General features: G+C 41.5%; 26 protein-coding genes and 1 pseudogene. 26 read left to right on the plus strand and 1 reads right to left on the minus strand.

Going from position 1 to position 19,293, the window contains the following annotated elements:
- The first annotated feature begins 77 nt into the window (after positions 1-77).
- The 14 genes from BN3282_RS08720 to BN3282_RS08780 are packed head-to-tail and all read left to right on the plus strand — an operon-like array spanning position 78 to position 8,641.
- Positions 78-539, plus strand: coding sequence for a capsid assembly scaffolding protein Gp46 family protein (locus BN3282_RS08720; RefSeq protein ID WP_059068393.1), 462 nt, complete (start codon positions 78-80; stop codon positions 537-539).
- Between the two features lie 2 nt (positions 540-541).
- Positions 542-1,417, plus strand: a complete 876-nt coding sequence (locus BN3282_RS08725) for a phage capsid protein (protein WP_059068395.1) — start codon at positions 542-544, stop codon at positions 1,415-1,417.
- 1 nt (position 1,418) lies between these two features.
- Positions 1,419-1,568, plus strand: coding sequence for a hypothetical protein (locus tag BN3282_RS15080; RefSeq protein WP_162858237.1), 150 nt, complete (start codon positions 1,419-1,421; stop codon positions 1,566-1,568).
- Positions 1,540-1,938, plus strand: coding sequence for a phage Gp19/Gp15/Gp42 family protein (locus BN3282_RS08730; RefSeq protein ID WP_059068397.1), 399 nt, complete (start codon positions 1,540-1,542; stop codon positions 1,936-1,938). Before BN3282_RS15080 ends, BN3282_RS08730 begins: the two co-directional genes overlap by 29 nt.
- Positions 1,925-2,263 (plus strand): hypothetical protein, encoded by a 339-nt coding sequence (locus BN3282_RS08735; RefSeq protein ID WP_059068399.1) that lies wholly within the window; start codon positions 1,925-1,927, stop codon positions 2,261-2,263. Before BN3282_RS08730 ends, BN3282_RS08735 begins: the two co-directional genes overlap by 14 nt.
- Positions 2,256-2,459 carry a hypothetical protein gene (locus tag BN3282_RS08740; RefSeq protein ID WP_059068401.1) on the plus strand — a complete coding sequence of 68 codons (204 nt, stop codon included), beginning with the start codon at positions 2,256-2,258 and terminating at the stop codon, positions 2,457-2,459. Before BN3282_RS08735 ends, BN3282_RS08740 begins: the two co-directional genes overlap by 8 nt.
- Positions 2,459-2,791 (plus strand): hypothetical protein, encoded by a 333-nt coding sequence (locus BN3282_RS08745; RefSeq protein ID WP_059068403.1) that lies wholly within the window; start codon positions 2,459-2,461, stop codon positions 2,789-2,791. The genes BN3282_RS08740 and BN3282_RS08745 overlap by 1 nt, the downstream gene beginning before the upstream one ends.
- A gap of 13 nt (positions 2,792-2,804) precedes the next feature.
- The gene (locus BN3282_RS08750) at positions 2,805-3,362 is read left to right on the plus strand and encodes a phage tail tube protein (protein WP_059068405.1); all 558 of its coding nucleotides are present in this window, start codon (positions 2,805-2,807) and stop codon (positions 3,360-3,362) included.
- 5 nt (positions 3,363-3,367) lie between these two features.
- Complete coding sequence (locus tag BN3282_RS08755; protein ID WP_059068407.1) at positions 3,368-3,637, plus strand: hypothetical protein; 270 nt, start codon at positions 3,368-3,370, stop codon at positions 3,635-3,637.
- Complete coding sequence (locus BN3282_RS08760; protein ID WP_059068409.1) at positions 3,634-4,020, plus strand: DUF5361 domain-containing protein; 387 nt, start codon at positions 3,634-3,636, stop codon at positions 4,018-4,020. The genes BN3282_RS08755 and BN3282_RS08760 overlap by 4 nt, the downstream gene beginning before the upstream one ends.
- Positions 4,020-5,954 (plus strand): phage tail protein, encoded by a 1,935-nt coding sequence (locus BN3282_RS08765; RefSeq protein ID WP_059068411.1) that lies wholly within the window; start codon positions 4,020-4,022, stop codon positions 5,952-5,954. Before BN3282_RS08760 ends, BN3282_RS08765 begins: the two co-directional genes overlap by 1 nt.
- Complete coding sequence (locus BN3282_RS08770; protein ID WP_059068413.1) at positions 5,951-6,802, plus strand: phage tail family protein; 852 nt, start codon at positions 5,951-5,953, stop codon at positions 6,800-6,802. The genes BN3282_RS08765 and BN3282_RS08770 overlap by 4 nt, the downstream gene beginning before the upstream one ends.
- Positions 6,783-7,784 (plus strand): Gp37-like protein, encoded by a 1,002-nt coding sequence (locus BN3282_RS08775; protein WP_059068415.1) that lies wholly within the window; start codon positions 6,783-6,785, stop codon positions 7,782-7,784. Before BN3282_RS08770 ends, BN3282_RS08775 begins: the two co-directional genes overlap by 20 nt.
- Complete coding sequence (locus BN3282_RS08780; RefSeq protein ID WP_059068416.1) at positions 7,784-8,641, plus strand: hypothetical protein; 858 nt, start codon at positions 7,784-7,786, stop codon at positions 8,639-8,641. The genes BN3282_RS08775 and BN3282_RS08780 overlap by 1 nt, the downstream gene beginning before the upstream one ends.
- Here BN3282_RS08780 and BN3282_RS08785 read toward each other — a convergent pair whose 3' ends face one another.
- Positions 8,642-8,977, minus strand: a complete 336-nt coding sequence (locus tag BN3282_RS08785; protein WP_205408538.1) for a hypothetical protein — start codon at positions 8,975-8,977, stop codon at positions 8,642-8,644.
- 43 nt (positions 8,978-9,020) lie between these two features.
- Here BN3282_RS08785 and BN3282_RS08790 point away from each other — a divergent pair, with 43 nt between their 5' ends.
- From BN3282_RS08790 to carB, 12 genes and pseudogenes are all read left to right on the plus strand, one after another.
- On the plus strand, positions 9,021-9,404 hold the full coding sequence (locus BN3282_RS08790) for a hypothetical protein (RefSeq protein ID WP_059068421.1): 384 nt from the start codon (positions 9,021-9,023) through the stop codon (positions 9,402-9,404).
- Between the two features lie 131 nt (positions 9,405-9,535).
- Positions 9,536-9,673 carry a hypothetical protein gene (locus BN3282_RS15085; RefSeq protein ID WP_162858238.1) on the plus strand — a complete coding sequence of 46 codons (138 nt, stop codon included), beginning with the start codon at positions 9,536-9,538 and terminating at the stop codon, positions 9,671-9,673.
- 14 nt (positions 9,674-9,687) lie between these two features.
- Positions 9,688-9,999, plus strand: coding sequence for a hypothetical protein (locus BN3282_RS08795; protein ID WP_059068423.1), 312 nt, complete (start codon positions 9,688-9,690; stop codon positions 9,997-9,999).
- Between the two features lie 14 nt (positions 10,000-10,013).
- A complete protein-coding gene (locus BN3282_RS08800) occupies positions 10,014-10,259 on the plus strand; it encodes a holin (RefSeq protein WP_059068425.1) in 246 nt (81 codons plus the stop codon).
- Positions 10,260-10,525: 266 nt separating this feature from the next.
- The gene (locus tag BN3282_RS08805; protein WP_059068427.1) at positions 10,526-11,017 is read left to right on the plus strand and encodes a DUF2335 domain-containing protein; all 492 of its coding nucleotides are present in this window, start codon (positions 10,526-10,528) and stop codon (positions 11,015-11,017) included.
- 177 nt (positions 11,018-11,194) lie between these two features.
- A complete protein-coding gene (locus BN3282_RS15205; RefSeq protein ID WP_205408539.1) occupies positions 11,195-11,365 on the plus strand; it encodes a hypothetical protein in 171 nt (56 codons plus the stop codon).
- Positions 11,366-11,369: 4 nt separating this feature from the next.
- Positions 11,370-11,978 (plus strand): hypothetical protein, encoded by a 609-nt coding sequence (locus tag BN3282_RS08810; RefSeq protein WP_059068429.1) that lies wholly within the window; start codon positions 11,370-11,372, stop codon positions 11,976-11,978.
- A 57-nt stretch (positions 11,979-12,035) separates the two neighbouring features.
- Positions 12,036-12,704: a LysM peptidoglycan-binding domain-containing protein gene (locus BN3282_RS15425; protein ID WP_059068431.1), complete on the plus strand. Its 669-nt coding sequence runs from the start codon at positions 12,036-12,038 to the stop codon at positions 12,702-12,704.
- A gap of 110 nt (positions 12,705-12,814) precedes the next feature.
- A pseudogene (locus tag BN3282_RS08820) lies at positions 12,815-13,201 on the plus strand (peptidoglycan-binding protein); the annotation flags it as partial.
- A 387-nt stretch (positions 13,202-13,588) separates the two neighbouring features.
- Positions 13,589-14,830: a transglutaminase domain-containing protein gene (locus BN3282_RS08825; protein WP_059068432.1), complete on the plus strand. Its 1,242-nt coding sequence runs from the start codon at positions 13,589-13,591 to the stop codon at positions 14,828-14,830.
- 150 nt (positions 14,831-14,980) lie between these two features.
- On the plus strand, positions 14,981-16,051 hold the full coding sequence (locus BN3282_RS08830) for a carbamoyl phosphate synthase small subunit (protein ID WP_059068434.1): 1,071 nt from the start codon (positions 14,981-14,983) through the stop codon (positions 16,049-16,051).
- Positions 16,051-19,254: a carbamoyl-phosphate synthase large subunit gene (gene carB, locus BN3282_RS08835; RefSeq protein WP_059068436.1), complete on the plus strand. Its 3,204-nt coding sequence runs from the start codon at positions 16,051-16,053 to the stop codon at positions 19,252-19,254. The genes BN3282_RS08830 and carB overlap by 1 nt, the downstream gene beginning before the upstream one ends.
- The last annotated feature ends 39 nt before the right edge of the window (positions 19,255-19,293 follow it).

Consider the following 19,293-nt stretch of genomic DNA (forward strand, 5'->3'; position numbering starts at 1 on the left):
AACTGTAATGGCTGCTCTTTTTTTTATACAAAAAATGACCGATACCACCGGGTTTTGTGGGAAGAAAGGAGAAACACATGGGAGAATTTAAAGTAATTGAAACACAGGAAGATTTTGACAAGGCAGTAAGCGCTCGCATTAAAAGGGAGCAAGAAACAGTACGTAAGGAATTTGAAGGATACCTTTCTCCTGAAGACGTTCAGAAGAAGTATGAAGGGTTCTTGTCTCCGGAACAAGTACAGGAAAAGTACAAGGGATATTTATCTCCGGAAGAGGTGGCGAAAAAGGATGCGACAATTAAAAACTATGAAACGAAGTCTAAACGTGTAGAGATTGCTCTTGGAGCGGGGATACCGTATGAGCTCGCTGGTAAGATCTCCGGAGAGACAGAGGAGGATATGAAAAAGGACGCACAGACATTAGCAGGCTTTCTGAAGAACAATAATCCATATCCGAGTTACAATCCCGATCCAACAGGGACAGACAATTCAAAAAATGCAGCTATGAAAAAAATGTTAAGTGATTTAGGAGGAAATTAAACATGGCAGTAAGCAGAACATTATTTGATCCAGTTTTAGTAACAGATTTGATGAACAAGGTAAAAGGAAAATCTTCTCTTGCAAGACTTTCCGCACAGTCTCCGATCCCGTTTAACGGGCTGAAAGAGTTCACATTCACGATGGACAAGGAAATTGACATTGTAGCAGAAAACGGAAAAAAGACAGAAGGCGGTATTACCGTAGCACCAGTAACGATTGTTCCGATTAAGTTCGAATACGGTGCTAGAGTGTCTGATGAATTTATGTATGCGTCCGAGGAAGCAAAGTTGCAGATCCTAACTGCATTTAACGAAGGTTTTGCGAATAAAGTGGCAAAAGGTTTCGACTTGGCAGCATTCCACGGAGTCAACCCACGAACAGGGGAAGCCTCTACAGTTGTAGGAACAAATCACTTTGACAGTAAAGTAACACAGACAACGACTTATGCGGCAGAAACTTGCGATGAAAGTCTTGATACCATTATTGCAACTGTACAGGGCGCAGATGGGGATGTTACAGGTATGGCATTATCTACGGCGATGGGTGCAGCATTAGCTAAAATCAAAGAAAATGGTGTTCGTCAGTATCCAGAGTTTAGATTCGGTGCATCTCCGGAATCACTCGGCGGAATGGCATGCGATGTAAACAACACTGTATATAATGCAACTGTTAAAGATCATGGTATTGTTGGAGATTTCCAGAATGCATTCAAATGGGGCTTTTCTAAAGAGATTCCGCTTGAGATTATTCAGTATGGTGATCCAGACAACTCTGGAAAAGATCTGAAAGGCTACAATCAGATATATATTAGAGCGGAAGTATATATCGGTTGGGGCATCCTGGTACCGGAATACTTCGGACGTATCGTGGAGGCATAATATGATCTACAAAAACAAGAGAACCGGAAATGTGATTGACGTTCCGTGCGAGATCACGGGCGAGGATTGGGAGCTTGAAAAAGAGTCTCCCAAGACCGCAAAGAAGAAGGCGGTGAAGGAAGATGCTAAAACCGTTCGCAACAATAGATGATGTAAATAAAATATGGAGACAGTTAAAAGCGGAAGAAATGGAAAGAGCAAGCAAGCTGCTAGAACTTGTATCCGACAGCTTAAGAATGGAAGCTGACAAAGTAGGGAAAGACCTTGATAAAATGATTGAGGCTAAGCCCTACTTTTTAAATGTCGTAAAATCGGTAACGGTTGACGTCGTGGCTAGAACGCTTATGACATCGACAGACTCCGAGCCTCTTTCCCAAGAATCACAATCCGCACTCGGTTACACTTGGAGTGGAACGTATCTTGTCCCCGGCGGCGGGCTTTTTATTAAAAACTCCGAACTTGCAAGACTGGGACTGAAAGGTCAAAGGCGAAGGGCGGTGGATATGTGTGGCAAAGATTAAAGGCATTACGATTACTCTTATTACAAAAGAGGAAGCGGGGCGAGATGGGTTCGACCATCCAATCTATGTGGAAAAGGAGGAGACGGTAGAAAATGTACTGGTGTCTCCGGTCACTGCTACGGAAGCGATTGACGCTTTAGATTTTGAAGGGAAAAAAGCCATATATAATATTGCCATACCGAAAGGGGACCAACACACATGGAAAGACCAGATCGTAGAATTTTTTGGTGACAGGTGGCAGGTGATCGGTTTCCCCAAACGTGGAATCGAGGAAAATATTCCATTGGACTGGAATGATATATGGCAGGTGGCGAAGTATGAGTAAAGTAAGAATAGAACTAAATCATGAAGGGATGCGAAACCTTCTAAGAAGCGAAAGAGTACAGGAAATGCTAGAGAAACATGCAAGTGAAATGGCAAATAAAAGCGGAGGAAAATATGAGGTATACGTAGCGAAAACTCGTGCGGTTGCTGAGGTGACAGGAGATGACGGAAACAACAATTTGTTGAGGGTGATGTGATGATTGAAGAAATTGTATTAAAGTATTTAAAGTCCAAAGGCTTTCGTGCGTTTATGGAAGATCCGGAAGACACGAAAAAAGAATATATTTTAATCGAGAAGACTGGGGGCGGAGTGGAAAACCATATAAAACGGGCAACACTTGCTATTCAGTCTTTTTCTGCATCATTCTATGAAACTGCGATGCTAAATGAAAAGGTAAAAGAAACAATGGAACAGATAATTGAATTGGACGATATCTGCAGCTGTGATCTGAATAGCGATTATAACTATCCGGATACTGTAAGAAAAAGATACCGGTACCAGGCGGTATATGACATCGTTCATTATTAGAAAGGAGAAACTTATGTCAGATACAAAAAATGTAAGTGTAGGAAAACCTAAAGTCGGAGGGGCAATATATAGAGCTCCTTTAGGGACGACTTTACCGACAGAGCCGGAAGCGCAGCTTGATGAGGGGTTTAAAGCGCTTGGATATTGCAGTGAGGATGGTCTTGTAAATTCAAATAGTCCAGATAGTGACAATGTAAAAGCCTGGGGAGGTGATACTGTACTCACTCTGCAAACGAGTAAAGAGGATACTTTTCAATATACTTTGATTGAGGCATTAAATGTAGAGGTATTAAAATCTGTATACGGTGAAAAGAATGTAACCGGGACACTTGAAACGGGTATTACTGTGAAGGCAAACAATGATGAAATGGAAGAATCGGCGTGGGTTTTTGATATGATATTGAAAGGCAATGTACTAAAAAGAATAGTAGTGCCTTCTGCAAAAGTTACAGAAATAGGTGACATAACATATGCAGATGAAGATGCGATAGGATATGAAACAACTATTACAGCCACGCCCGATCAGGACGGAAATACGCATTATGAATATATAAAAAAGAAAGGCGCATAACAATAATGATAACAGGAAAAACAAGTACGGGTTTTGAATTTGAGATTGATGAGAATGTAATAAATGATATGAGAATATTAGATGCAGTTTCAGAAGTTGCCAACGAAACAAATTTGTTGGCAATTTCTTTTTTGGTTGACACCCTTTTGGGAGAAAACAAGGAACGGTTATATAAACATGTAGCGGAGAAAAATGGGCGAGTTCCTATTGATAAAGTAAATAGCGAAATTACAGAAATATTCAAGGCTTTTGGAGGTGCAGGAAAAAACTCTTGACCCTGGCCGGAATGATAGCAGTAGATGAAAATGCGTTGATATGTGATTTTGCCGAAACATACCACGTATTTAATTACAGGGAATTGCCATTGAAAACAGCGGCGATCCTGGCGTCCGGTCTAAGGGATGAGTCTAGAATAAAAATGAAAATGGCAGGAGCAAAGATAACGCCAGAAAGAATGTTGAGCGCGGCGATAGTAGATCGGTTAGGCTTGCTGATTTGGCTTCAGACAAAAGACGGAAGAAGGGGAAGAAAGAGGCCAAAATCTATACTGGATCTATTATCAAATCAAATGAAAGAAAAAGACGACATAATTTTATATGAATCGGGACAAGCATTTGCAGATGAATGGGAGCGGCTCGTAGGAAAAGAGGTGAGATAATGGCAACAGAGTTGGCAAAAGCATATGTACAGATTATTCCATCGGCAAAGGGAATAAAAGGAGGAATTGAAAGTGTAATTGGAGGAGATGCTACAGCTGCGGGAACATCGGTAGGAGGAAAACTGGTTGGAGCAATTAAAGGTGTAATAGCAACCGCAGCAATAGGAAAGGCTCTAAGTGCGACAATCACAGAAGGGGCTGCGTTGGAGCAAAGCATAGGAGGGATTGATACTCTATTTAAAGATAGTGCAGAGAAAGTAAAAAAGAATGCTGCTGAAGCCTATAGAACTGCAGGGATGAGCGCGAATCAATATATGGAGCTTACTACCAGTTTTTCGGCGAGCCTTTTGCAAAGTTTGGGCGGAGACACCGCTAAGGCGGCAGATGTGGCTGATATGGCCATGACGGATATGTCTGATAACGCCAATAAAATGGGAACGAATATGGAAGACATAAAAAATGCGTATCAGGGCTTTGCTAAACAGAATTATACTATGCTGGATAATTTAAAACTAGGATACGGCGGTACGAAGACAGAGATGGAGCGTCTTCTTGCTGACGCGGAGAAGATTACAGGCGTTAAATACGACATCAATAATCTTTCAGATGTATATGAGGCTATTCATGTGATACAGGGAGAACTGGATATTACGGGTACGACCGCAAAGGAAGCGTCGTCCACGTTATCTGGATCTTTTGCTTCTATGAAGGCCGCTGCCAAAAATGTTATGGGGCAATTAACATTGGGGATGGATGTAGGTCCTGCGCTTAATGCGCTAGCAGATACTATGATTACATTTGTTGGAGGAAATTTGCTGCCGGCTATATGGAATATATTATCTGCCCTTCCAGGGGCATTAGTAACATTTATACAGGCTCTTGGACCTAAATTATTGCCGGCTATTGCAGGGATATTCTCGCAGATTAGCGGCAGTCTGGCTTCTGGTACAGAAATGCTTACTATGGTATCTACGATGTTATCGCAATTAGGAGCGGCAATCACGACAAATGCGCCTTTAATTTTTGAGGCGGCAAATACTCTGATTGGACAGCTAGGATTAGGTATTCAAACGCATTTGCCCGTACTTTTACAGCAAGGCGTAAGTATTCTGACCAGTATCGTAAATGGTATATTATCTAACTTACCAGCTTTAATTACAGGGGCAATGGATGTTATTACTAATTTTTCTACTACGATCATTTCAGCACTGCCTATAATTTTAGAAAATGGAAAAACTCTTATATTAAATCTTGTAAATGGAATTATAAGTAATTTGCCAAGTATTATAACTTCTGCCGTTACCGCTGTATTAAATTTTGTTGCTACTATTGGGCAAAATCTTCCCAGCATATTACAGAGCGGGATAGAGCTTATAGGTGAACTGGCTGCAGGGCTCGTGAAAGCGATTCCGGATCTGGTAGGGAAGATTCCAGAAATTGTAACGAGTATTATAGATACTTTTATGGAAACGGATTGGCTTGAGATAGGTAAAAACATTATTTCTGGTATCGCAAATGGATTGGCTAATGCGGGAAGCGCTTTATGGGACGCAGTAAAAGGCGTGCTTGGAAGTTTTAAAGATAATGTGCTTGAATTTTTCGGAATCAAATCTCCGGCGCGATGGGGAATTTATGTCGGCGAAATGATAGATGCAGGTTTGGCAAGCGGATTGACACAGAATAAAAATATGCTGGAAAGTGCAGTAGACGAAGTGAATAGTTCGCTGGCAAGTCCGTTTACGGATATGTCCTATATGATAGGGAGCCAAGATATTGTAGTTGGTGCAGTGGATGATTATGCTGTAATTAATCGTTTAGATTCTATTCTGAATGTTCTTGAAAGATCAGAAGATAGAGAACAGATAATTGTTCTCCGTCTAGGAAATCGAGAAGCGGCTAGGTGGATCCGGGAGAATGGAGGCGTACTTGCATGATAGAAATAAAGTATGTGTGCTCTAATGGAAAAGAGTACAATTTGATTGGAGACAGAATGAGGGCTACATCTGGGAATTTCCATGCGTATGAATGGAAACAAGATGCGACTTCTCAAGAGAAAGGAGACAGTGTATATGGATTTTCTAAGGAATCTAAAACATATTCTATCATGTTGACAGTGCGAGGAAATCTGGCAGAACGACATCAGCTTTTGGATGAACTTGTGGAGGCATTTGAATACGATATTGTAAACCTGACTCCAGGGAGAATTTATTTCGGAAAGTACTATATTGAATGTTATATCAAAAAAGCTGAAAATACAGTGTCTGGTACATGGAATAACTGGTCAGACTGTAAAATTGATATTTACTGTCCATATTCATTTTGGTCTCAGGAGCAGGTGAAAAGTTTTTATCCTGATACAGCAAACAAAGGTGAGGAGTATGGTTTTTTGGGATATCCATACGGATATGATTATGACTATTCACGGCCGGCATCTGGATCACAGCATTGGTACATAGATCATCACCGGTCGAGTAATTTTAAAATGATAATTTACGGACCATGTACGAATCCAAGAATTACTGTTAACAGTCATGTTTATCAAATTTTTGATACGTTGGCAGGAAATGAATATGTAATTATAAATAGCAGGGATAATACGGTAATGAAACATTTAGCAAATGGAACTGTGCAAAATATCTTCTACAAAAAGCGTAATGACAGTTCTGTATTTGAGATGATTCCAGCAGGTGATTTGTTGATAAGTTGGAATGGTGAATTCGGCTTTGATATTACTTTATACAAGGAAAGGAGCGTTCCTGAATATGAATCTGATATGGACTGATCAATATGGGCGCGCGATGGGGTATGTGTCCAATGCGAATATAGACTTTGAAGTGGGAGAAAGCAAAGACAGTATAAATGATTTTGAAGTCGAATTTAAGCGATATAACTGGAATAACGAGATAGGGATTGGGACTATTATGTATTCGTCACATACAGAATTTGGTGGCATAGTAAAAGAAATCTATACAGACACAAGCGCCAATGCGATAACGGCAAAGGGATATACATGGCGTGGAATGATGACCAAAAAGATTATATCGCCTCCAGCAGGACAGGATTATGCTTATGCGAACGGAGAGATTAACAGTATTATTAAGAGTTTTGTCGAAAAAGAATTTCCTGGAATGTTTTACGGTGTTTCCACAGATTCTGGTGTGACTATAAATAATTTTAAATTTGAAAGATACTGCACTCTGCATGATGGAATCGTTAAGATGCTGAAGTCTGTCGGATATCGGATTGATATAAGGTATATCGAAGGGTCCGCAAGTGAAATCGGATATGTGCGGGTACAGGCAGTGCCAATAGTAGATTATTCGAGTGAATATGAATTCTCAAATGATAACAACATGAATTTTACAATGACAGATAACAAAAGAGGGATAAATCACCTTATATGTCTTGGAAAAGGTGAATTGAAAGATAGAATAGTAGTTCATTTGTATGCCAATCAAAACAATGATATTGTCCGTACACAGTATTATAAAGGTGTAGATGAGATAACAGAGGTATATGACAGTAATGGTTCTGAAAAAGAAGAGTTGATTAAAAATGGGACAGAAAAATTAGAAAAATCGAGAAATCATAAGGAATATAAGATGACGATGGAAAAACTGGATGTAACAGTTGACATTGGAGATATTGTAGGCGGTCGGGATTATCTTACAGGTGCAAGCATGCAGAAACAAATTGGCAGGAAGATCTGGACCATTTCGGAAGGAAAAGAAAAGTTGGAATATAAACTGGAAGGAGAATCGTAATGGAGATAATTACAGGATATACAGGAAAAAAGCACATTACCGCAGAAATGGATAGGGATGTCAATATTGGAATTGTTGGCGGTGATTCCTATGTATTGGTTACAGGATCGCAACTTGAAGCGGAAGTATCCAGTAACAACGAAATAAAGATAAAAGATGGGGTAGTTATGCATCAGGGGTGCGCTGGATCCATTAAGAAAAATACATATGATTCTATTACCATTTCGAACGGTTCGCAGGGGATGAAAAGGATTGATCTGCTTGTATTGAGGTATGAACGAAATCAAGATACTAATATAGAGTTATTGACATTGAAGGTACTACAAGGCACACCTGCTGAAAGTAGTCCGACAATACCACAATATACAGTTGGGGATATTCAATCGGGCGATTCAGTGTCAGATATGCCGCTGTACGAAATCGAATTGGACGGGATAAATGTCACAGAGGTGCGGAAGGTCTTTAAGATATGCATGACAAATGCAGATTTGTCCGATTCAATCGGTCGGCTGAGTGCGAACGCGATCGTTGAGGAAGGTAAAAATAGTAATGGGTACTATCGCAAATGGAACAACGGCACACTCGAAATGTGGGGCTCGCAATCAATTACACGCGCCACGGTAAATCAGAGCTCAGGCGGTGTATATCATAGTGATAATTATACCCTTTCACTACCATACACATCCTTAACAAATGCAAGTGGTGTGTCATTGAATTTTAGATCAAACGCTGGCGTGTGGGCCACACAAAGCACTGGCGGAGATTTGAAAAAAACATTAGGTTATTGGGTTTTTGGCGGAGCTAATACAACCGTATCCGGTTCTCTTAATTTCCGGTGCACTGGAACATGGAAATAATTATTTTGTAAAATAAACTTCGTGTACTCGGATTATCGTATCCGCTGGTATTGCCTCCATAGATGTAATTACACCATTAGAATTAACATTAATCGGATAGTCTTTGGTACCTGTGGGTACAAATACATAAAATGCGCTTCCGGGCCAATACCCCTCTGGGATAGTGGCTATTTTAGTGCTTTTTGGAATTTGTTTAGACACTCCAAAATTTATCCATATTTCCACCATTTTTCCGCATTTTTTTATGTAACGTCCGTATGTTGTGCCATAACTTCCTATTCCCATTGTTAATTCGCCGCTAGAAATAACATTAAATTGTTCTATTTTATCTGACAAATCTGCATTTTTTAAATAAATTTAACGAAAGGATGATGAAATTATGAAAATTATATTCAATGACGCCACTGAACTACAGGTTCAGCAGGCCGTTTTACACGGAGATTATTTATTGTTCAAGACTGTTTCCGCCACGCCGGAAGAACTGCGAAAAATATTTGAAGATCCGGTAAAGACCAAGAAAATGACCGTAGAGGAAAGAGGACAGACGGTAGCAGTGTACGAAGGATACATGACATTTTACAGTACCACGGAGTACATCGGCCAGATCTATGGAGTTACGATGTACAAGCCGGGCGAAACGCCGGAAGAACGGCTGGAGGAAATAGAAACTGATGTGGAACAGACAAATGCGGATCTGCAAATGGCGATCGCAGAGTTAACCATGTTAATCGCAACAATGCAAGGAGGTGGAGCCGGTGTTTAGTGAAAACAGTGTAATTGTAAAAACATGGGTACAATTAGTCCGGAACGGGACATATCCAAAAAAGAGTGTTCCAAACATTAGTAACCTGCAGGAAGTAGTATATAAAATTTTAGAAATGGAGGAAAATTAGTATGGTATTTACAAAGGACAGTATTTTAGTAAAAACATGGGTAAGTTTAGTGGTCGCAGGGACATTTACCCTGGAGCAGGTCCCGAAGCTGTTTAATTTAAAGAGCGTAGTATCGGAGATTGTAAGTACTCTTTTATAGGGGGATAAGCAGATATGGAGCAGCCTATTTTAAGAGCAGAACATGAAGAATTTAAAACAAGAATAGAAGAACATTTTAAACGAAATGATAGAAGAATAGGAGACTTGGAAGAAACAATAAGGCAGATTGCCGATCTAACTGCCAGTGTCCACAGTTTAGCGTTAAGCGTAGAGAACATTGCAAAATCTCAGACGCGCCAAGAAGAGAAGTTGGAAGAACTTGAGGGCAGAGATGGCGAAAAATGGAGACAGGTAAGCGGATACATACTAACACTTATTCTTGGAGCAGTGGTGGCAATCGTTCTTACTAAGATTGGATTAGCATAGGAGGTAAAAAATATATGAAAAAAGAATATTGGGTAGAATGGAAAGAATGGGCGAAGGCAGCAGGAATACGGGCAATTAAAACGCTGGCACAGACCGCCGTGGCCACTATAGGAACGGCAGTGGTGCTGGATGATGTGAACTGGATTATGGTGGCGTCTGCATCGGCTCTGGCTGGTGTGTTGTCTATATTAACTAGCATTGCAGGACTGCCGGAAGTCCCGAAGTGGGAAGAAGTAGAAAATGATTCAGAAGATATGTAAATATTGTATGGTATAAAAAATATTTTAGAACCACTAGAAAAAAGAACATTTATATTGTATAATTAGTGAACACAATAAGAGTATATTATTGTGAAGCCGTGTTAATAGAACTACTTGGAAGGGAAGGGTTTGTATGAGAACTACTATTAGCAAGAGTTTTTTAGACGGGTATGCAAGAGTGTTAAATTTAAGTGGTACAAAAGAATGGCCTAATCTTTCAGAAAATAAATTGAGAGATTACGAAGCACTGAGGAGCGATTGGGAAAATGTCGGAAAATCAATCAGAGAAGAAACAAGAAGTTTTAGAAGCGCCAGATGTTGAAGTGGAAGAGAAAGAAAAAGAACAAGTCCGACAAGTAGTAGCCGAAGTTATAAGAAGTGAATTCAGTGGACCGATTCCGCCGCCGAATATTATAAAAGGATATGAAGAAGTATTGCCCGGATCTGCCGACAGGATTCTTGCAATGGCGGAAAAACAATCAAATCATCGGCAAGAAATGGAAAAAAGGATTATAAAAACGGAATCAAGAGATAGTTTGCTTGGAATTCTATTTGCATTCATGTTGGGCTTTGGGTGTATTGTGGCTGCTGTAGTTATGGTTATACTTGTTCCTAAGAGCGCGGGGGTAATTTCAGGTGCGGTTTTAGGTGTTACAGGCATTGCTTCAATTATTGCTACTTTTATCAAGGGTACAAGAGGAAGCTACAGTAAAAGACAGGGAGAGAAAAAAGGACAAAATTCTGAAAATTCAATATAAGGCAAGAATGATTCAGAGGGCGAGTGATCGTCCTCTTATCCATAAAATTAATAAACACAATATATAGATGAAATGTAAATGAAATAGTTTGCATCTTGTAGTTGAAAAAAGAGGTATATTTTTGCTATAATAAAGAAAAAATAGCATTGTCATTTTAAAGAAGGGAGTGAGATTGTCATGGCAACGAAAAGTATCTTAAAGACAATCAATATAAAAGATAATAAAACTGCCCGCAATTTCATGGAAGCATTTGAGAAATCAAAAAATAGCCCTAAAAAAGACGTTAAATATACCAGAAAATGCACAGAAATTACGGGAGATAAAATCAAAGAGTTCTTTGATATGTAAAAAAATGCCAGAGTTTAAACAATTTAATTTGAGTAGCATGATAGAACAACTTGGGGAGGAGAGGACAAAACGAATACTCTCCTCTTTTGTATGTCCACTGAATGAAGATGTTCAGGAATTTTGTCAGAAGAAAGCGATAGAGTTTTCCAAAAGAGGTTTTGCCCAAACATATCTTGTATACTGGCAAGAAGGTAACGAAAAAGAATTTATAGGTTATTATACAATAGCGATGAAACATTTTACTGTCAGTAAGAAAGATTTGAGTAATAAAATATTTTCTCGAGTAAAACAGCATGGTACATATGATAATTCGACAGGAGCATATATTATATCAGCTCCGCTTATTGCTCAACTTGGGAAAAACTTTGATAAAGGGAATGATACATTAATTTCTGGAAGTGAAATTCTTCAAATGGCAATAGATAGAATACGTAATATTCAGAAGGAGATTGGCGGAAAATTTTTGTATTTGGAATGTGAAGAAAAAGATAAATTATTGCAATTTTATGAAAAGAATAATTTTGTATCGTTTGGTAAGAGGAAATTGGATAAGGATGAAACAAATTTGGAAGGAACGTGCTTAATACAATTATTGCAATATTGGGAAAATTAAGAGCCTAAAAAACGGGGCTCTTTTTTGTTGTGTTATTGCGACAGGAAGGAGAACACTATGTTATTAAAGGAGATAGCAGTACAGCTAATGGAACATTTATGCAGCCACAACTGGCATGGATATAGCCAGTATAGCCGATGGGGCGATGGAGAAGGAACATGCGACATTGCTATAAACGGAAAAGTTTACAAACTGGAACAGGGCGACAGGGATTGCAGTTCTGCGATCATTTCCGCATTTGAAGCCGCCGGAATCAGCTGCGGAGGTGCAACCTACACAGGAAATATGCGCTCCTGCATGACGGGAACAGGCAATTTTAAATGGCACCCTATGTCGGACGGATATATAGCACAGCGTGGGGATGTCTATTTGAATGAAGCGAACCACACAGCTATGTGCACGTCTGCTGTGCCGGACATGCTGGCGGAATTTAGCGTATCGGAGACGGGAGGAATTGACGGCGTTGAAGGTGATCAGACCGGATACGAGTCTTACATCCATTCCTACTACGATTATCCCTGGGACGGCATTTTAGAGTGTATATGCACAGATACAGACGGAAAAAGCACTGCCGGAAATGATACAGGAACAACTTACACAGTACAGGCAGGAGATACGCTGTCAGGTATTGCACAACGTTTCAATACCACGTATCAGAAAATCGCCCAGATTAACGGAATAAGCAATCCAAACGTGATTTATCCAGGGCAGGTGCTCAAAGTATAAAATACCCCTGGGGTGATCCCAGGGGAAGAATATTGTATCATCCGATTAAATACTGTATAATAAACACATATAAATAAGGTAGAAATAGTTTGCACGTTGTTTCGAAAAGGTTGACACAATGGGGATCGAAATCTTTGGGAGACCAGGGATATTCAGCCATCGAGATACTTCGGTATTTTTATGGGGACAATATGTATATCAATATGGCAGAGGAGATTTCGGGGCTTCCCTCTTCATGGCCGGGATATACGCTGGAAATTGGAACAAACGGAGACAAGGTACGCCAGATGCAGGAGCAGTTAAATGTGATCGCCGGAGCATACCCAGCGCTTCCGAAGATCAGTGCCGATGGAATATATGGACCGGCTACAGAAGAAGCAGTGAGAAAATTTCAAGAAGTATTTGAACTTCCGGTCACAGGAAAAGTGGACTATGCAACCTGGTATAAAATATCAGGTATATATGTAGGGGTGTCCAGAATTGCTGAATTAGTATAAAAATGCAGGAGCAGAGATTGCGCAGGAGCAGAAATTTCTGCTCCTGTAAATCATTCTGCGAGAGAATACATCATAAGAAAATTTTCACGTTCAAATTTATCCATATGTACAAAATCTGTAAAATCTACATCAACAAAGTACATTGGCTGTCCGCAGCAGATCGCATGTGCTTTATTATTGGTATAATGATATTTTTTGCATTTTATGCAATAAAAGACATGCATCATAATCAGTCACCCCTCTCTTATATTAAAATGATATCATAAATATGCATTTATGTGGGGATAAAATGCAATTTTGAGTATAGCGTATCGTTAAGAAACGTATATATGAAAAGGATGAGTCAGGAAATATCCGAATTGTGTAAAATTGGGGGAAAGGCGGCGTATGAAAAGAAGACGGACAGAAAGAAAATGGGGAAAAAAGAGAGTCCTGATCGGAATATTGGTGCTCTTATCTGCCGGTATAGCAGTATGGAGTATAGGTGGCCTTGCGCCTGTTTCTAAGAGGGGGCATAAGATCAACACATGGAGTACTGTAAGAGGAGAAAAAGAGATACAGCGGTGTATAACAGAAACGAATATGGACAGGCAGAAGACGTCGGATCAGCATTATGGAGCAAAAGGATTCTATTATCAGAAATTAACAGCAGCGGAACAGGATATGTACTATGCGCTTTGGCAGGGAGTAAAAGAGGAACTTGCATATATCGAGCTTCCTACATCTGATGGAGAACTAGCAGCAAAGGTCTATGAGTACCTATTGTATGACAGACCGGAATTATTCTGGTGCGACGGTACCTCCAAGATGACGATTTATGAAACAACGCTTCAGTTTTACCCTGGTTATCACTGTACAGGAGAGCAGAAAAAAGAAAGAGAAGCGCAGATACAGACGGCGTCAAAGGCATGTTTAGACGCTTTTGCGCAGGGGATGACAGAATATGAACAGATACGTTATATTTTTGATTATCTGGTGAAAACAGTAGAATATGATTCAAAGGCTCCGGACAACCAGAATATATACAGCGCTCTGGTGAACAAGAAATCCGTGTGTGCCGGCTATGCGCGGGCAGCGCAGTACTTGCTGCAGCAGGCAGGAATGGAGTGTATCTATGTGGTAGGCGATATTGTGGGACAAGGAGCACATGCATGGAATATCGTGAACTGTGAGGGAAAATATTATCAGATGGATGCAACATTTGGAGATCCTGTATTTCTGGCGGAGGAAGAAAACATGTCCGTTCCACAGGAGATCGTGAACTATGATTATCTTTGCTGTACAGATGAAGTGATCATACAGACGCATAGGGCAGATGAAAGCATGGGATATCCTGTCTGCAGTTCGGATGACCTGCATTATTATAGGATGGAAGGCATGTATTATGAGACGTTTGACGCGGAGGAAATACGCAGCAAAATGCGTGAGAGTTTCTATCTGGGAGAGACGTCTTTTACTTGTAAATTCTCCGATCATGCTCTGTATCTGGAGGCATGCAGTACACTGATCGGAGAAGTGCTGCCTGCTGTCTGTGCAGAGATTGCAGAGTATCATGGTGTGAGCAGTGTGCGGTATACATATGTGGAGGATGAGGATATGAATAAGATCATGGTTTTCTGGGAATTGTGAAAAATGAAATTGTAGTATTGAAATATGAATTTAAATGTAGTATAATCTTTACAATTTGAGAAAGTGGGCGCTCTGGATGAAAAGACTCCAAGAGTGCCTTTGTTATGCGCAAATCAAACAGTAAAATTTACGAAGGGATAAGGTGGACAGATGAAGGCATTTCTGATATTAGAAGACGGAACTGTGTTTACGGGGACTAGCATTGGTTCGACAAAAGATATGATCAGCGAAATCGTATTTAATACCTCCATGACAGGATATTTAGAGGTATTGACTGACCCTTCTTATGCGGGACAGGCAGTGGTCATGACCTATCCGTTGATTGGAAACTATGGGATCACGCCGGACATGGAATCTAAAAAGGCATGGCCGGATGGGTATATTGTGAGAGAATTGTCCCGTATGCCGAGCAATTTCCGGTGTGAGGGAACGATCCAAGATTTCTTAAAAGAGCAGGATATTCCGGGGATTGCGGGGGTGGATACGCGTGCCCTTACAAAGATTCTCAGGGAAAAGGGAACCATGAATGGGATGATCACTACGAATACAGATTACGATCTGGGAGAAATTCTTCCTAAATTAAAGGAATATAAGGTGGGAGATGTGGTCTCTAAAGCAACTTGTTCTGAAAAATATGTCCTTGAAGGAAACGGCAAAAAGGTGGCACTTCTGGATCTGGGGGCAAAAAATAATATTGCCAAATCTCTGCATCAACGCGGCTGCGAAGTGACTGTATATCCGGCACACACAACGGCGGAAGAAATTCTTTCATCTTATCCTGACGGAATCATGTTGTCCAACGGACCTGGAGACCCGGCAGACTGTACTTCCATTATAAAAGAAATTAAAAAATTGTATGACAGTGATATTCCAATCTTTGCGATCTGCTTGGGACATCAGCTTATGGCTCTTGCAACGGGGGCAACTACACATAAATTAAAATACGGGCACAGGGGAGGCAATCATCCGGTCAAAGATCTGCAGACAAACCGTGTCTATATTTCCTCACAGAATCATGGCTATGTGGTGGATACCGAAAGTGTAGATGCAAATGTTGCGGTTCCGGCGTTTGTCAATGTAAATGATGGTACGAACGAAGGGCTTTCTTATGTTGGAAAGAAGATATTTACTGTGCAGTTTCATCCAGAGGCGTGTCCGGGACCACAGGATTCTGGTTACTTGTTTGATCGGTTTATAGATATGATGGGAGGGACGAAATAATGCCAAGAGATAAGAGTATCAAAAAAGTTTTAGTGATCGGTTCCGGGCCGATCGTGATCGGGCAGGCTGCAGAATTTGATTATGCAGGGACACAGGCATGTCGTTCCTTGAAAGAAGAAGGAATCGAAGTCGTGCTTTTAAATTCGAATCCGGCTACGATCATGACAGATAAGGATATTGCGGACCGTGTTTATATAGAACCACTGACGGTAGAAGTTGTTGAGCAGCTTATTTTAAAGGAAGAGCCAGATAGCGTGCTTCCCACTCTGGGAGGACAAGCGGGACTAAATCTGGCGATGGAATTAGAAGAAGCCGGTTTTTTAAGAGAACATGGTGTACGGCTGATCGGAACGACTTCAGAAACCATCAAAAAAGCGGAAGATCGTCTGGAATTCAAGGCTACGATGGAGAAGATAGGAGAACCGGTGGCAGCCTCTCTGGTCGTAGAAAATGTGGAAGACGGTCTTTCATTTGCCAATAAGATTGGGTATCCGGTAGTACTGCGTCCGGCATATACGCTTGGCGGAAGCGGCGGCGGTATTGCCCATGACAGTGAGCAGCTGGTGGAAATCCTGGAAAATGGACTTCGTCTTTCTCGTGTGGGCCAGGTGCTAGTGGAACGCTGTATCGCAGGGTGGAAGGAAATCGAGTATGAGGTCATGCGGGATGGAAACGGCAACTGCATTACCGTTTGTAATATGGAAAATATCGATCCTGTCGGTGTACATACAGGGGACAGCATCGTCGTAGCGCCTTCCCAGACATTAGGCGATAAAGAGTATCAGATGCTGCGTACCTCTGCTTTGAACATCATCAGCGAATTGAATATCACTGGAGGATGTAATGTACAGTATGCATTGCATCCAGAGACGTTTGAATACTGTGTGATCGAGGTCAATCCGCGTGTGAGCCGTTCTTCTGCGCTGGCATCGAAAGCCACTGGGTACCCGATCGCAAAAGTAGCGGCGAAGATTGCTCTGGGATATACATTGGATGAGATTAAAAATGCGATCACACAGAAGACATATGCCAGCTTTGAGCCTATGTTAGATTACTGTGTAGTAAAATTACCCAGACTTCCGTTTGATAAATTTATCAGCGCTAAGAGAACGCTGACGACGCAGATGAAAGCCACAGGAGAAGTTATGAGTATCTGCGATAATTTCGAGGGCGCGCTGATGAAGGCGATCCGTTCTCTGGAGCAGCACGTGGATAGCCTGCTGTCTTATGATTTTACAGGATTGACAGAGGACGAACTGCTAGAGCAGCTTACGATCGTTGATGATATGCGGATGTGGAGGATCGCAGAGGCAGTGCGGCGAGGAATAAGCTATGAGACGATACACAGCATTACCCTGATAGATGAGTGGTTTATTGATAAATTTGCCCGCATCGTGGAGATGGAAAATGCGTTAAAGACGCAGCCGTTGACTGTGGAACTTTTAAAAGAGGCTAAGCGGATGGAGTTTCCGGATAACGTGATCGCCCGCCTGACCGGAACCGACGAGAGAGCGATCCATGATATGCGTCATGCGAACCATATCGTGGCAGCATATAAAATGGTAGATACCTGCGCGGCAGAATTTGCGGCAGAGACGCCATATTATTACTCTGTATATGGCAGTGAGAGTGAAGTGGAAAAGACACAGGATAGAAAGAAAGTACTTGTTCTTGGTTCTGGCCCTATACGGATCGGTCAGGGAATCGAGTTCGACTTTTGTTCCGTGCATTGTACATGGGCATTTTCCAAAGAAGGCTATGAAACGATCATTGTAAATAATAACCCGGAAACGGTGAGCACAGATTTTGATATTGCAGACAAGCTGTATTTTGAGCCTCTGACACCGGAAGATGTGGAGAGCATTGTAGATATCGAGAAACCGGACGGCGCGGTGGTACAGTTCGGTGGACAGACGGCGATCAAGCTGACAGAAGCGCTGATGAAGATGGGCGTGCCGATATTAGGGACATCAGCAGAGAATGTTGATAAGGCAGAAGATAGAGAATTATTTGATGAAATCCTGGAAGAATGTGAGATTCCACGTCCCACGGGAGGAACAGTCTTTACCGCGGAGGAAGCAAAAGAAGTAGCGAACAGGCTGGGGTATCCGGTTTTGGTAAGACCTTCTTATGTACTGGGCGGACAGGGTATGCAGATCGCTATAAATGACCATGACATAGATGAGTTTATCGGGATCATCAATCGGATCGCACAAGATCATCCGATCCTTGTAGATAAATATCTGCAGGGAAAAGAAATCGAAGTAGACGCAGTGTGTGACGGAGAGGATATCCTGATACCGGGTATCATGGAGCATATTGAGCGTGCAGGCATCCATTCGGGCGACAGTATCTCGGTATATCCAGCGCAGAGTCTGACGAAAAAAGCGAAAGAAAAAATCGCCGAGTATACGAGAAGGCTGGCAAAGTCGCTTCATGTGGTAGGCCTTATCAATATCCAGTTTATCGTCTGCGGCGAGGAGGACGTCTATGTGATCGAAGTAAATCCTCGCTCCAGCCGTACAGTTCCGTATATCAGTAAGGTGACAGGTATCCCGATCGTTCCGCTGGCATCGAAAGTGATCATTGGAAATAAGATAAAGGAATTGGGATATACACCGGGACTGCAGCCGGAAGCAGAGTATGTAGCTGTGAAAATGCCGGTATTTTCCTTTGAGAAGATTCGAGGCGCAGATATTAGTCTGGGACCTGAGATGAAATCCACAGGAGAATGTCTTGGTATTGCGAAAACTTTTGATGAGGCTCTTTATAAGGCGTTTTTAGGAGCCGGTATCAAACTTCCGAAATTTAAGAATATGATCATGACCGTACGTGACGAGGATCAGCCGGAAGCTGTAGAGATCGGACGCAGGTTTGCGGCGATCGGGTATCATATCTTTGCTACGAGCGGTACGGCGCGTGCTTTAAATGCCGCAGGTGTGAAAGCAACGCCGGTGCGCAAGATCGAGCAGGAATCTCCGAACTTGATGGATCTGATTCTGGGGCATAAGATCGACCTTGTAATTGATATCCCCGCACAGGGAGCAGAGCATGCAAGAGATGGCTTCATCATCCGCCGCAATGCCATTGAGACAGGGGTGAATGTATTGACAGCGATTGATACGGCGCAGGCTTTGATCACCAGTCTGGAGAATACAGACATCAAGAAACTGACATTGATCGATATTGCCACGGTGCAGTAAAAAAAGACAGATAGATTTTTCAAGGATACCGTTTTGTTA

The organism is Mediterraneibacter massiliensis, assembly GCF_001487105.1.
GTDB classification, from domain to species: domain Bacteria; phylum Bacillota; class Clostridia; order Lachnospirales; family Lachnospiraceae; genus Mediterraneibacter; species Mediterraneibacter massiliensis.

Coding starts and splice junctions, on each gene's coding strand:
- BN3282_RS08720 (WP_059068393.1), top strand. CDS start 78: ATGGGAGAATTTAAAGTAATTGAAACACAGGAAGATTTTGACAAGGCA.
- BN3282_RS08725 (WP_059068395.1), top strand. CDS start 542: ATGGCAGTAAGCAGAACATTATTTGATCCAGTTTTAGTAACAGATTTG.
- BN3282_RS15080 (WP_162858237.1), top strand. CDS start 1,419: ATGATCTACAAAAACAAGAGAACCGGAAATGTGATTGACGTTCCGTGC.
- BN3282_RS08730 (WP_059068397.1), top strand. CDS start 1,540: ATGCTAAAACCGTTCGCAACAATAGATGATGTAAATAAAATATGGAGA.
- BN3282_RS08740 (WP_059068401.1), top strand. CDS start 2,256: ATGAGTAAAGTAAGAATAGAACTAAATCATGAAGGGATGCGAAACCTT.
- BN3282_RS08745 (WP_059068403.1), top strand. CDS start 2,459: ATGATTGAAGAAATTGTATTAAAGTATTTAAAGTCCAAAGGCTTTCGT.
- BN3282_RS08750 (WP_059068405.1), top strand. CDS start 2,805: ATGTCAGATACAAAAAATGTAAGTGTAGGAAAACCTAAAGTCGGAGGG.
- BN3282_RS08755 (WP_059068407.1), top strand. CDS start 3,368: ATGATAACAGGAAAAACAAGTACGGGTTTTGAATTTGAGATTGATGAG.
- BN3282_RS08765 (WP_059068411.1), top strand. CDS start 4,020: ATGGCAACAGAGTTGGCAAAAGCATATGTACAGATTATTCCATCGGCA.
- BN3282_RS08770 (WP_059068413.1), top strand. CDS start 5,951: ATGATAGAAATAAAGTATGTGTGCTCTAATGGAAAAGAGTACAATTTG.
- BN3282_RS08775 (WP_059068415.1), top strand. CDS start 6,783: ATGAATCTGATATGGACTGATCAATATGGGCGCGCGATGGGGTATGTG.
- BN3282_RS08780 (WP_059068416.1), top strand. CDS start 7,784: ATGGAGATAATTACAGGATATACAGGAAAAAAGCACATTACCGCAGAA.
- BN3282_RS08790 (WP_059068421.1), top strand. CDS start 9,021: ATGAAAATTATATTCAATGACGCCACTGAACTACAGGTTCAGCAGGCC.
- BN3282_RS15085 (WP_162858238.1), top strand. CDS start 9,536: ATGGTATTTACAAAGGACAGTATTTTAGTAAAAACATGGGTAAGTTTA.
- BN3282_RS08795 (WP_059068423.1), top strand. CDS start 9,688: ATGGAGCAGCCTATTTTAAGAGCAGAACATGAAGAATTTAAAACAAGA.
- BN3282_RS08800 (WP_059068425.1), top strand. CDS start 10,014: ATGAAAAAAGAATATTGGGTAGAATGGAAAGAATGGGCGAAGGCAGCA.
- BN3282_RS08805 (WP_059068427.1), top strand. CDS start 10,526: ATGTCGGAAAATCAATCAGAGAAGAAACAAGAAGTTTTAGAAGCGCCA.
- BN3282_RS15205 (WP_205408539.1), top strand. CDS start 11,195: ATGGCAACGAAAAGTATCTTAAAGACAATCAATATAAAAGATAATAAA.
- BN3282_RS08810 (WP_059068429.1), top strand. CDS start 11,370: ATGCCAGAGTTTAAACAATTTAATTTGAGTAGCATGATAGAACAACTT.
- BN3282_RS15425 (WP_059068431.1), top strand. CDS start 12,036: ATGTTATTAAAGGAGATAGCAGTACAGCTAATGGAACATTTATGCAGC.
- BN3282_RS08825 (WP_059068432.1), top strand. CDS start 13,589: ATGAAAAGAAGACGGACAGAAAGAAAATGGGGAAAAAAGAGAGTCCTG.
- BN3282_RS08830 (WP_059068434.1), top strand. CDS start 14,981: ATGAAGGCATTTCTGATATTAGAAGACGGAACTGTGTTTACGGGGACT.
- carB (WP_059068436.1), top strand. CDS start 16,051: ATGCCAAGAGATAAGAGTATCAAAAAAGTTTTAGTGATCGGTTCCGGG.